Annotated in this window: 11 protein-coding genes and 1 pseudogene; 9 read left to right on the top strand and 3 right to left on the bottom strand. The window is 41.5% G+C overall.

The annotated features are described in order from the left end of the window. Window positions 1-87 precede the first annotated feature (87 nt). Window positions 88-801, bottom strand: coding sequence for a 16S rRNA (guanine(527)-N(7))-methyltransferase RsmG (gene rsmG, locus RWM06_RS01555; protein ID WP_313969864.1), 714 nt, complete (start codon window positions 799-801; stop codon window positions 88-90). Window positions 802-894: 93 nt separating this feature from the next. Between rsmG and RWM06_RS01560 the strand changes: the two genes are divergently transcribed. Both RWM06_RS01560 and htpX read left to right on the top strand, forming a co-directional pair. After that, entirely contained in the window at window positions 895-1,455 is a 561-nt protein-coding gene (locus RWM06_RS01560) for a LemA family protein (RefSeq protein ID WP_313969865.1), read from the top strand. Window position 1,456: 1 nt separating this feature from the next. Continuing rightward, a complete protein-coding gene (gene htpX / locus RWM06_RS01565; protein WP_313969866.1) occupies window positions 1,457-2,356 on the top strand; it encodes a zinc metalloprotease HtpX in 900 nt (299 codons plus the stop codon). A 44-nt stretch (window positions 2,357-2,400) separates the two neighbouring features. Here htpX and RWM06_RS01570 read toward each other — a convergent pair whose 3' ends face one another. Continuing rightward, window positions 2,401-3,960: an ATP-binding cassette domain-containing protein gene (locus RWM06_RS01570; RefSeq protein ID WP_313969867.1), complete on the bottom strand. Its 1,560-nt coding sequence runs from the start codon at window positions 3,958-3,960 to the stop codon at window positions 2,401-2,403. A 338-nt stretch (window positions 3,961-4,298) separates the two neighbouring features. Next, a complete protein-coding gene (locus RWM06_RS01575; RefSeq protein ID WP_313969868.1) occupies window positions 4,299-4,628 on the bottom strand; it encodes a helicase BlpT in 330 nt (109 codons plus the stop codon). A 162-nt stretch (window positions 4,629-4,790) separates the two neighbouring features. Here RWM06_RS01575 and RWM06_RS01580 point away from each other — a divergent pair, with 162 nt between their 5' ends. The 7 genes and pseudogenes from RWM06_RS01580 to RWM06_RS01610 all read left to right on the top strand — a co-directional run. Continuing rightward, window positions 4,791-5,333, top strand: coding sequence for a DUF177 domain-containing protein (locus RWM06_RS01580; RefSeq protein ID WP_313969869.1), 543 nt, complete (start codon window positions 4,791-4,793; stop codon window positions 5,331-5,333). Next, on the top strand, window positions 5,333-5,962 hold the full coding sequence (nth, locus tag RWM06_RS01585; RefSeq protein ID WP_000244443.1) for an endonuclease III: 630 nt from the start codon (window positions 5,333-5,335) through the stop codon (window positions 5,960-5,962). The genes RWM06_RS01580 and nth overlap by 1 nt, the downstream gene beginning before the upstream one ends. 221 nt (window positions 5,963-6,183) lie before the next feature. Next, window positions 6,184-6,705, top strand: a complete 522-nt coding sequence (gene pyrR / locus RWM06_RS01590; protein ID WP_296171447.1) for a bifunctional pyr operon transcriptional regulator/uracil phosphoribosyltransferase PyrR — start codon at window positions 6,184-6,186, stop codon at window positions 6,703-6,705. Window positions 6,706-6,723: 18 nt separating this feature from the next. Next, the gene (locus RWM06_RS01595) at window positions 6,724-7,647 is read left to right on the top strand and encodes an aspartate carbamoyltransferase catalytic subunit (protein ID WP_004260121.1); all 924 of its coding nucleotides are present in this window, start codon (window positions 6,724-6,726) and stop codon (window positions 7,645-7,647) included. A 49-nt stretch (window positions 7,648-7,696) separates the two neighbouring features. Beyond that, window positions 7,697-8,776 carry a carbamoyl phosphate synthase small subunit gene (locus tag RWM06_RS01600; protein ID WP_050278219.1) on the top strand — a complete coding sequence of 360 codons (1,080 nt, stop codon included), beginning with the start codon at window positions 7,697-7,699 and terminating at the stop codon, window positions 8,774-8,776. A 312-nt stretch (window positions 8,777-9,088) separates the two neighbouring features. Beyond that, a complete protein-coding gene (carB, locus tag RWM06_RS01605; protein ID WP_313969870.1) occupies window positions 9,089-12,265 on the top strand; it encodes a carbamoyl-phosphate synthase large subunit in 3,177 nt (1,058 codons plus the stop codon). Window positions 12,266-12,482: 217 nt separating this feature from the next. Then, window positions 12,483-12,608, top strand: a pseudogene (locus tag RWM06_RS01610) (divalent metal cation transporter); the annotation flags it as partial. Between the last annotated feature and the right edge of the window lie 184 nt (window positions 12,609-12,792).

Below are 12,792 nucleotides of genomic sequence, written 5' to 3' on the forward strand. Positions count from 1 at the left end.
GATCTCAATCACGCCTCCTATTAAAGTAGTTAGACCACTAACTTAATGACATTGGGATGATTTTGTAAACATTTTTTACTAAAAAATTTAAAGCGGGCGTTTGTTGGGCATGCCAGCCTTACGTGGATATTTATTTGGTGTTTCTTTTTTCTTTTCCACCACTGTGATATAACGCGGATCTCCATTCGGTAGGGCGTAGCTGAGATTGTCTTCGACTTTACTGAAGAGGAGGTTGAGAGCATTCTTAGCTTCTAACAATTCTTCAGGCGCATTGCTAGCCTTGAGTGCCAATAGTTTTCCGCCAACTTGCAGGTAAGGAATGGTCAATTCAGACAAAACCTGCATACGGGCTACAGCACGAGCTGTTACAAAATCATATTGAGCACGGAAGTTCTTGTCTTGGGCCAAGTCTTCTGCACGTCCATGGTAGAAATGAACATCGTCTAAATCCAGTTCTTGAGCCAACAGTTGGAGGAAGTTGATGCGCTTGTTGAGAGAATCAATGATAGTTACATTTAACTGAGGATAGAGGATTTTCATTGGTAGACTAGGAAATCCTGCCCCGGCTCCAATATCCAGAAGTTTGATAGTTTCATTGGGAATCAAACCTTGCAGAATAGGCGCAATCGAATCGTAAAAATGTTTGAGATAAACTTCTTCCTTGTCCGTAATAGCTGTTAAATTAATCTTTTCATTCCACTCGACCAAGAGCTCAAAATAGCGTTCAAATTGTTTTTTTTGATGGTCCGATAGTGGAAGATTCTGATCAGCAAGCAGGTTGTAAAATGTTTCTGGTTTCATAGTTATTTCCTTCTTTAGTATCATCTTATTTTACCACAATCATTAAAAATTTGATATACTGGTACTAATCTAAAAGTAGAAAGGACTTATATCATGACTTGGATTATTCTTGGAGTTATCGCTCTTGTTGTGATTTTTGTGATCGTTAGTTATAACGGTTTGGTTAAAAATCGTATGCAAACCAAGGAGGCTTGGAGTCAGATTGATGTTCAATTGAAGCGTCGAAATGATCTCTTGCCAAACTTGATTGAGACTGTAAAAGGTTATGCCAAATATGAAGGTTCTACCCTTAAAAAGGTGGCAGAACTGCGTAACCAAGTGGCAGCAGCGACTTCACCAGCAGAAGCTATGAAAGCTAGTGATGCCCTCACTCGTCAGGTTTCAGGTATTTTTGCAGTTGCAGAAAGTTACCCAGACTTGAAGGCAAGCGCCAACTTTGTTAAATTGCAAGAGGAGTTGACAAACACAGAAAATAAAATTTCTTACTCTCGTCAACTCTACAACAGTGTTGTCAGCAACTACAATGTAAAATTAGAAACTTTCCCAAGCAATATTATCGCTGGAATGTTTGGATTTAAAGCAGCAGATTTCCTTCAAACACCAGAAGAGGAAAAGGCAGTTCCTAAGGTTGATTTTAGCGGTTTAGGTGACTAAGATGCTGTTTGATCAAATTGCAAGCAATAAACGAAAAACGTGGATTTTATTGCTGGTATTTTTCCTACTCTTAGCTCTTGTTGGTTATGCGGTTGGTTACCTCTTTATGCGTTCTGGGCTTGGTGGTTTGGTTATCGCACTGATTATCGGCTTTATCTATGCCTTGTCCATGATTTTTCAGTCTACTGAGATTGTCATGTCCATGAATGGGGCGCGTGAGGTGGATGAGCAAACGGCACCAGACCTCTACCATGTAGTGGAAGATATGGCTATGGTGGCTCAGATTCCTATGCCCCGTGTTTTCATCATTGATGATCCAGCCTTAAATGCCTTTGCGACAGGTTCTAACCCTCAAAACGCGGCGGTTGCTGCGACTTCAGGCCTCCTAGCTATCATGAATCGCGAGGAACTAGAAGCTGTTATGGGACATGAAGTCAGTCATATTCGTAATTACGATATCCGTATTTCGACTATTGCTGTTGCCCTTGCTAGTGCTATCACCATGCTTTCTAGTATGGCAGGTCGTATGATGTGGTGGGGTGGAGCAGGTCGCAGACGAAGTGACGATGACCGAGATGGAAATGGTCTTGAAATCATTATGCTAGTGGTTTCCCTACTTGCAATTGTGCTGGCACCTCTTGCTGCAACCTTGGTGCAACTAGCTATTTCTCGTCAGAGGGAATTCCTAGCTGATGCCTCCAGTGTCGAGTTGACGCGCAATCCTCAAGGAATGATTAATGCCCTACGTAAGCTGGATAATAGCGAGCCGATGCATCACCACGTTGATGATGCCAGCAGCGCACTTTATATCAATGATCCCAAGAAAGGTGGAGGGTTCCAAAAACTCTTTTATACCCACCCACCTATCTCAGAACGGATTGAGCGTTTGAAACATATGTAAAAAGAATCCAGAGGTTGTCTCTGGATTTTTGCTATGTTCAAAGTTTATAAATCTTCTAAATTAACTATCTCCAAACCATGATCTGTCAAGCGATAGATGGTCGAACAGACCTCTTTTAAGAAACGCCTGTCATGCGAAACAGTAATGAGACCACCAGGATAAGTGGCAAAGAGTTTTCTTATTTCAGGTTGAGAAGTGGGAGAAAAGTTTCGTGTAGGCTCATCCAGAAGGAGAAAGTTTGGTTTGCGCAACACTAAATCCAAAAGCAGGAGTTTACCTTGTTGTCCGCCAGATAAGGAGCGAATAAGATGCTGCATCTCTGGATAACTAAAATTGAGACTGGCTAGGTGAGATTGGATTTTCTGTAGTTCTTCTTTTTGTCCAGTTTGGCTGAGAAATTCTACTGGAGATAGCTCCAATTCTAGTTTCTTGTGGTAATCTTGTGGCATAACACCAAGAGAAATCTCTCTTTTGGCGCTTAGTAGTTGCTCTAACTTGGCTAACAGAGTTGATTTCCCAGTACCATTTGAGCCGATGATACCGATTTTTTCTTGGCCACGGATAGTTAGTTGTAACTCCTGAGCCAAAACGCGCTCGCCAATGGACAAATTTTCTTTTTCCAGTTGGATTAAGACTTTAGAAGCCGCTAATGGTTGGATTTCTGAAAAGAAAAGTCTGATTTCTTCCTCTTCAAGTGGCTTTTGGATCATGGACTGAGCCGCCTTTTCGTAGCGTTTTTCTTGTGAGAGGACAGTTTTCATCTTTTTAGCCAATAGGCGACCGGCAGTACTGTCTTTAGTAGCTCGAAGAGCAGTTTCTACATTTTGCTTGACTCGCCGATGTTTTTCCATGGTTTTATCGTAGGCTCTTTGGTCGTTAGCAGCTTGCTGGCTTTGTTTGGCAAAATTAGCCTTTCTCTGCTCACTATAGCGATCATAGTCTAAATGTTCTACTAGTGTTTCCGATTCTTTACGGTGCTTGATCAGTCGTAAGTGGACGATAGTATCTGCCGTATGAGAAAGAAAGTCTTCATCATGGGAAATGAAAATAACAGTTTGCCGAATCTTTTGAATCTGACCTTTTAGCCAATCAACCGTCTCAAGGTCTAGGTCATTTGAAGGTTCATCTAAAAATAGAATTTCAAAGGGTTTGGCTAACTCATGGATGAGCTGAATTTTCAAAGCTTCGCCACCCGAAAGGCTCCCAATCTCTTGATTGCTAGCAAAACGATCACTATCAAAATGCAACTCCTCCGCCAAACGATAGAGGATACTGTAGTCTAAATCAATAGAATCCAAAAAGAAGTAGTCGTGTAAACTTCTCTTTTTCAGGTCCTCTGGGAGCTTTTGAGGAATGTAGGCCAGTGACTGATAGTCAGACTGGATGTCTCCCTTGATAGTGAAATCAGACAAAGCTTCCCCCATTAAAGTTTTAAGTAAGGTTGATTTGCCATTTCCTTCTTCACCAATAATAGCAACCTTTTCCCCGTCTTGGATGGTCATGCTTAAGTCAGAGACAAGGTCTCGTAAATCTTTGTTTTGTGTGATGGTCAGGTGATTGATTTTTATCATATGATTGCCCTTTCTAGAATGTCGATAGTGCATAACAAAAAGCTCTACTTTACCTAGTAGAGCCCAAAGTCACTATCGAAAACTCTATTATCCCTGTTGAAAAGCTCGTCAAACTAGCTTAGAATTGCCTAATCCAACTCAAGAGAAGCAGATGGTTAGCTTTCTAGTTTTTTGATTTTCAATGAGGATAAGATACTAGAAAATCTAGTATGAAAAGAGCACACAAAAAGAGACAAAAACAAGATCTACTAAATAAAGGTTCTTTATTTGATAGACTTAGTTGTTCATGTCTCCCTTACCTCCGAGTATTAGTACCTCTATCCTATACCTTTCAGGATATTTTGTCAACAGAAAACTGATAATTCTAATCTCTAAAATCCGAAAACAGGTTCATAAAGACTTAGTAGGTGTTTGCCATGCTCGTAATGAAATTTGTCGTAGTTGCGCCAAGCGGTACATGCTTGATCGTTCAATTTTAGATTACCCAGTCCAATAAGTAGACTGGTAGGTTGGTAAAATTTCTCAAGGTCGATTAAAATACTGTTGTCAAGCTTTTCAGCTTTTTTAAGTTCTTGTAAAGTAGCATTCAGTAATTCTTGTAGTCGGAAATCATCTGCCCTACCCTGTTTGCAGCTTTGGAAACTTTTATTTAACTCGGATAGGAGTTGGCAAGCATTAGTAATGAGTTCTTTGTCTTCCATATGAGCATCCTCCTTGCTATCATGTATTCTTGCCTATAGTATAGCACCAAAAAATATAGTGATAAATATATTAAAAACTCGAATTTTAATTATAAAGTTTGCTGTGCTGATTTGTAGCCTTTTCATGGTATAATCAAGAGAGTAAATCTTTATGGAGGAAGTATGAAATTAAATATTCAAGAAATTCGTAAGCAGTCTGAAGGATTGCATTTTGAACAAACCTTAGACCTAGTCGCAGACCTGCGTGCACGTAATCAAGAAATTTTAGATGTGAGAGATATCCTTGCGGTTGGGAAAGTACAGTACGAAGACCGTATGTATTTCTTAGATTATCAGTTGTCTTATACCATTGTCCTTGCTTCAAGTCGTAGTATGGAGCCAGTTAAGTTGGCTGAATCTTATCAAGTCACAGAAGTTTTCATGGAAGGCGCAACTAACCAGCTAGATCAAGAAGTTTTAGACGATGATTTGGTCTTGCCTATCGAAAATGGAGAACTTGACCTTTCTGAGAGCGTGTCAGACAATATCCTACTAAACATTCCCATCAAGGTCTTGACGGCTGAAGAAGAGGCTGGTCAAGGTTTTGTGTCAGGAAATGACTGGCAAATCATGACTGAGGAAGAATACCAAGCTCAACAAGCAGTCAAAAAAGAAGAAAACAGTCCTTTTGCTGGCTTACAAGGACTATTTGATGGAGACGAATAATGGTCTTGTCAAAAAAACGTGCACGAAAGGTGCTAGAAGAAATCATTGCTCTGTTTCCAGATGCCAAACCCAGTCTTGATTTTACCAATCATTTTGAACTCTTGGTTGCGGTCATGTTGTCAGCTCAGACAACGGATGCAGCAGTCAATAAGGCCACACCAGGTCTCTTTGCTGCTTTTCCAACGCCACAAGCCATGTCTGTAGCGACAGAGAGTGAAATTGCTTCACACATTTCTCGCCTGGGATTGTATCGAAATAAGGCTAAATTCCTTAAAAAATGTGCCCAACAGTTACTAGACGATTTTGATGGTCAAGTCCCTCAGACACGTGAGGAATTGGAGAGTCTGGCAGGTGTTGGTCGCAAGACAGCCAATGTTGTCATGAGTGTAGGATTTGGGATTCCAGCCTTTGCAGTGGATACTCATGTGGAGCGTATTTGCAAACACCACGATATCGTCAAAAAATCAGCTACACCACTTGAGGTGGAAAAGCGTGTCATGGATATCTTGCCACCTGAGCAGTGGTTAGCAGCTCATCAGGCCATGATTTATTTTGGAAGAGCTATCTGTCATCCTAAAAATCCAGAGTGTGACCAGTACCCACAATTATATGATTTTAGCAATTTATAAGTAATTTATAAGATGGGGTTTCAAAAGTTTTTGCTTGATTTTAAGTATGCTTTGTGCTATAGTATTTGATAACTAAATATTCCTTTAAACCTGTCCCGTGAGGCAGGCAAGGAGCGTGATAAAGTAGAAGGGTGAAGTCTATACTATTTGTAGTAGGGCTCGCTTAGCTATACATTTCAAGTCTCCTTGTTTAAGGAGACTTTTCTTTTTGGAGGTTTGTCATGAAGACAAAAGAAGTTGTAGACGAATTGACCGTCAAACGAGCGATTACTCGTATTACTTATGAGATTATCGAACGTAACAAAGATTTGAACAAAATCGTCTTGGCTGGTATTAAAACTCGTGGTGTCTTTATCGCCCACCGTATCCAAGAACGCTTGGAGCAACTAGAAAATCTTTCAGTTCCTGTTGTGGAATTGGATACTAAACCTTTCCGTGATGATATTAAAAGTGGAGAAGATACTTCTTTGATTTCTGTTGATGTGACAGGCCGTGAAGTTATCTTGGTGGATGATGTGCTTTATACGGGTCGTACCATTCGCGCTGCTATTGATAATATTGTAGGTCATGGTCGTCCTGCGCGCGTGAGTTTAGCAGTTCTAGTCGATCGTGGACATAGAGAATTGCCAATCCGTCCAGATTACGTTGGAAAAAATATCCCAACCAGTCGTTCTGAAGAAATCATCGTAGAGATGGCAGAACTTGATGGCAAAGACAGAGTTCTGATTACTGAAGAAGCTTAGAAAGCTAAAGGAGTAGCCATGTCAGAAAATCAACAAGCATTGAACCATGTGGTGTCCATGGAAGACCTCACTGTCGATCAAGTCATGAAATTGATCAAGCGAGGAATTGAGTTTAAAAACGGAGCTCAGCTTCCTTATGAAGACCATCCGATTGTTTCCAATCTTTTCTTTGAGGATTCTACACGGACGCATAAGTCCTTTGAAGTGGCAGAGATTAAACTGGGGCTGGAACGACTTGACTTTGATGTGAAGACCAGCTCGGTCAATAAGGGTGAAACACTTTATGATACTATCTTGACTCTGTCTGCCTTAGGAGTGGATGTCTGTGTGATTCGCCACCCAGAGGTCGACTACTACAGAGAGTTGATTGCTAGTCCGACGATTACGACTTCCATCATCAATGGTGGAGATGGTTCGGGACAACATCCTAGCCAGAGCTTGCTTGATTTGATGACCATTTATGAGGAATTTGGTCACTTTGAGGGGCTCAAGGTTGCTATTGCAGGTGACTTGGACCACTCACGCGTTGCCAAATCCAATATGCAGATTTTGAAACGCTTGGGAGCTGAACTTTACTTTGCTGGACCTGAGGAATGGAGAAGTCAAGAGTTTGCAGACTATGGACAGTTTGTAACCATTGATGAAATCATTGATCAGGTGGATGTCATGATGTTTCTCCGTGTGCAACATGAACGCCATGATAGTGGAGCTGTATTTTCAAAAGAAGACTACCATGCCCAACATGGCCTGACTCAAGAACGTTATGACCGTTTGAAAGAAACAGCAATCCTTATGCACCCAGCTCCAGTCAATCGTGATGTAGAAATCGCAGATCACTTGGTTGAAGCACCAAAATCACGGATTGTCCAACAAATGACCAATGGTGTCTTTGTTCGAATGGCAATCTTAGAATCCGTACTGGCGAGTAGAAACGCCAACTAAAACACAAGACGTTAAAAGACGCCAGTGAGCGTCCACGAGAGGTGAAAATATGACAAAAAGACTTCTAGTATTAGAAGATGGAACAGTTTTTGAAGGCAAGGCCTTCGGAGCAGATATTGATGTAACAGGCGAAATCGTCTTTAATACAGGCATGACCGGATACCAAGAATCCATTACAGACCAGTCTTATAATGGGCAAATCTTGACCTTTACCTATCCATTGGTAGGAAATTACGGAATTAACCGTGATGACTATGAATCCATTATTCCTACTTGTAAGGGGGTTGTTGTTTTCGAAGAAGCACGTAGAGCAAGCAACTGGCGAAATCAAATGACCTTGGATGAATTTTTGAAAGCCAAGAAAATTCCTGGTATTTCAGGAATTGATACACGTGCTCTTACAAAGATTATCCGTAAGCATGGTACCATGCGTGCAACCTTGACCCATGTTGGGGACAGCATGGATCATGTGACTGACCAGCTCCAGGCAACGGTATTACCGACAGACAATATTAAGCAGGTTTCTACTAAAACATCCTATCCAGCTCCAGGAGTTGGTTTGAGCGTGGTGTTAGTGGACTTTGGTCTCAAGCACTCAATCCTACGTGAACTTTCTAAGCGCAACTGTAATGTGACCGTGGTTCCATACACGACAACTGCAGAAGAAATTCTTCATCTTAATCCTGACGGAGTTATGTTGTCAAATGGGCCAGGTAACCCAGAAGACGTTCCACAAGCACTCGACATGATTCGCGGTGTGCAAGGGAAAATTCCAATCTTTGGTATTTGTATGGGGCACCAACTTTTCGCTATGGCAAACGGGGCTAAGACCTACAAGATGAAATTTGGACACCGTGGATTCAACCATGCGGTACGCGAAATTGCAACAGGACGAGTAGACTTTACCAGCCAGAACCACGGTTATGCAGTTAGCCGTGAGGATTTGCCAGAGCACTTGATCATTACCCACGAAGAAATCAATGACAAGTCAGTTGAAGGTGTGCGTCACAGATACCAACCTGCTTTCTCTGTCCAATACCACCCAGACGCAGCCCCTGGTCCACACGATGCAAGCTACCTATTTGACGAGTTTATCGAGATGATGGAAGCATTTAAACAATCAAATTAATAACGAGTAAAAGCTTGTCGAAGAATTTATGTAACTGAACACGGACGGAAAGCTCGGAATTTAGAGAAACCAATTTGGATTGTCAATCCTTCCTTGGTTTCCTAAAATTCAATCGTTTTCTATTTGTCTTTTGTATCTTATTTAATGTCGCTCTGTGAGGCGACGAATAGAAAGGAGAAGGGTGGTCCGTATTTGCTGAACTGAATACGGGCTACGGACTGTGCTAAAAAGATAGTTATTCCTAGAACTGATAGTTCTGCGTCATAACTCCTATTTTAGCTTTGTCCGCTTGACGCCCTTAATATCTTATATATGCCTAAACGTACTGATATTCAAAAAATTATGGTGATTGGTTCTGGTCCGATTATTATTGGTCAGGCTGCTGAGTTTGACTACGCTGGGACCCAGGCTTGCTTGTCGTTGAAAGAGGAAGGTTATGAGGTTGTCTTGGTTAACTCAAACCCTGCAACCATTATGACGGATAAGGAAATTGCTGATAAGGTTTATATTGAACCGATTACTCTTGAGTTTGTAACGCGTATTCTTCGTAAGGAGCGTCCAGATGCCTTGCTACCAACACTCGGTGGTCAGACAGGTCTCAACATGGCCATGGAATTATCTAAAAATGGTATTCTCGATGAGCTTGGAGTGGAGCTTCTGGGAACTAAATTATCTGCCATTGACCAAGCGGAGGACCGTGACCTCTTTAAACAATTGATGGAGGAACTTGAGCAACCAATTCCTGAATCTGAAATTGTTAATACAGTAGAAGAAGCAGTTGCCTTTGCAGCAACAATTGGCTACCCAGTTATCGTTCGTCCAGCCTTTACACTTGGTGGTACTGGTGGTGGTATGTGTGCCAACGAGGAAGAATTGCGTGAAATCGCTGAAAATGGTTTGAAATTGTCACCTGTTACCCAATGTTTGATTGAGCGTTCAATTGCTGGTTTCAAGGAAATCGAATACGAAGTGATGCGTGACTCAGCTGACAATGCTTTGGTTGTTTGTAACATGGAAAACTTTGACCCAGTTGGGATTCACACAGGGGATTCCATTGTATTTGCCCCTGCCCAAACCATGTCAGACTATGAAAACCAAATGCTTCGTGACGCAAGCTTGAGCATTATTCGTGCCCTCAAGATTGAAGGTGGATGTAATGTTCAGCTGGCTCTTGATCCACACAGTTTCAAGTATTATGTCATCGAAGTAAACCCTCGTGTATCACGTTCGTCAGCACTTGCTTCTAAGGCGACAGGTTATCCGATTGCCAAATTGGCTGCTAAGATTGCCGTCGGTTTGACCTTGGATGAGGTGATCAACCCAGTCACAGGTTCAACCTATGCCATGTTTGAACCAGCCCTTGACTATGTGGTTGCCAAGATTCCACGTTTCCCATTTGACAAGTTTGAAAAAGGTGAGCGCCGTCTTGGTACCCAGATGAAGGCGACTGGAGAAGTCATGGCAATCGGTCGTAACATCGAGGAATCTCTCCTTAAGGCTTGTCGTTCCCTTGAAATTGGGGTTCATCACAATGAAATACCTGAACTTGCATCAGTTTCTGATGATGCTTTGATTGAAAAAGTTGTCAAAGCCCAAGATGACCGTCTCTTCTACGTGTCAGAAGCCATTCGCCGTGGTTACACACCTGAAGAGATTGCTGAATTGACTAAGATTGATATCTTCTATCTGGATAAACTCTTGCACATCTTTGAAATTGAGCAAGAATTGGGCGCTCATCCACAAGATCTAGAAGTCTTGAAAACAGCCAAACTCAATGGTTTCTCAGACCGTAAGATTGCTGAACTATGGGAAACGACCGCTGATCACGTTCGCCAACTTCGTTTGGAAAACAAGATTGTTCCAGTTTATAAGATGGTAGATACTTGTGCGGCAGAGTTTGACTCTGAAACACCATATTTCTATTCAACCTATGGTTGGGAAAATGAATCTATCAGATCTGATAAGGAATCTGTACTAGTCCTAGGTTCAGGTCCAATCCGTATCGGTCAAGGGGTTGAGTTTGACTACGCAACTGTTCACTCTGTTAAGGCTATCCAGGCTGCTGGTTACGAAGCCATCATCATGAACTCAAACCCAGAGACCGTTTCTACAGACTTTTCTGTATCAGATAAGCTTTACTTTGAGCCATTGACATTCGAAGATGTTATGAATGTCATTGACTTGGAGCAACCAAAAGGTGTTATCGTTCAGTTCGGTGGTCAAACAGCCATCAACCTTGCGGAGCCATTGGCAAAAGCAGGTGTGACTATCCTTGGTACACAGGTTGCTGACCTAGACCGTGCCGAAGACCGTGACCTCTTTGAGCAGGCCCTAAAAGAATTGGATATTCCACAGCCACCAGGGCAAACGGCTACCAACGAAGAAGAAGCAGTTCTTGCAGCTCGCAAGATTGGTTTCCCAGTTCTTGTCCGCCCATCTTATGTCTTGGGTGGACGTGCCATGGAAATCGTTGAAAATGAAGAAGATCTCCGTTCTTACATGCGAACTGCGGTTAAGGCTAGTCCTGACCATCCAGTCCTTGTTGACTCTTACATCGTTGGGCAAGAGTGCGAAGTTGATGCCATTTCAGACGGAGAAAATGTTCTCATCCCTGGTATCATGGAGCACATTGAACGAGCTGGTGTTCACTCAGGTGACTCAATGGCCGTTTACCCACCACAAACCTTGTCGCAAAAGGTGCAAGAAACAATCGCCGACTATACTAAACGCCTAGCAATCGGTCTTAACTGCCTTGGAATGATGAACATCCAGTTTGTTATCAAGGATGAAAAAGTCTACGTTATTGAGGTCAATCCACGTGCCAGCCGTACGGTTCCATTCCTTTCTAAGGTGACCAATATTCCTATGGCTCAGGTAGCGACAAAGCTCATTCTTGGTCAAAAACTTGAAGAACTTGGCTACCAAGATGGACTTTACCCTGAAAGCACCCGCGTTCATATCAAGGCACCTGTCTTCTCCTTTACCAAACTAGCTAAGGTAGACAGCTTACTTGGTCCTGAAATGAAGTCAACAGGGGAAGTTATGGGTTCTGATACTACTTTGGAAAAAGCTCTCTATAAAGCTTTTGAAGCTTCTTACTTACACTTGCCAACCTTTGGTAATGTTGTATTTACCATTGCTGATGATGCCAAAGAAGAAGCCTTGGGCTTGGCTCGTCGTTTCCAAAATATTGGCTATGGAATCCTCGCGACAGAAGGGACAGCAGCCTTCTTTGCTAGTCATGGATTGCAAGCCCAACCTGTTGGTAAGATTGGTGATGACGATAAGGATATTCCAAGCTTTGTTCGTAAAGGAAGAATTCAAGCTATCATTAATACAGTAGGAACCAAACGTACTGCTGATGAAGATGGTGAGCAAATTCGTCGTTCAGCTATTGAACACGGAGTGCCCCTCTTTACAGCCCTAGATACAGCTAACGCCATGCTTAAGGTACTTGAAAGCCGTAGTTTTGTCACAGAAGCAATCTAGTTGAGAAAAATTTTTCACAGTTTTAAAGCCAGCGTTTTCTGATGCTGGCTTTTGCCATATTGGTATTGCTTATTTCAACTATCATACTTTCCTTAAGAATCATTTCAAAATGTGATTCAATAAGAATAAATTGGAAATAGGAAACTATTTTCAACATTTCTTTCAAAAACTTCATTAATAAAATAGGTAATGACAAGATTAGAAAGTGAATATTCCGATGTCTTCTTACAAAAAGGTCTCTCTTTCTGAGATCAATCAATCTATTGAAACTCCCAATAACAATCATTTTTTGCAAAATCTAAAAGCATTTTTAGGTCCTGGAGCTCTTGTAGCAGTTGGTTATTTTTTATTTTAAAGACATGTCCCTAGCCCATTCGTATTTATATCATAAAATTAGCTAATAAGAAATGAAGGGCAGTAAGGTAAGTGATCACTTTGAAGTATCCAATTTTTATTTTAAGTTTTCTTTAAGTAAATTATATTATTCTAAAGAACTCTAAAATTTCACAGCTATTTATTAGTAATGA

It is taken from the genome of uncultured Streptococcus sp. (genome assembly GCF_963516575.1).
GTDB lineage: Bacteria > Bacillota > Bacilli > Lactobacillales > Streptococcaceae > Streptococcus.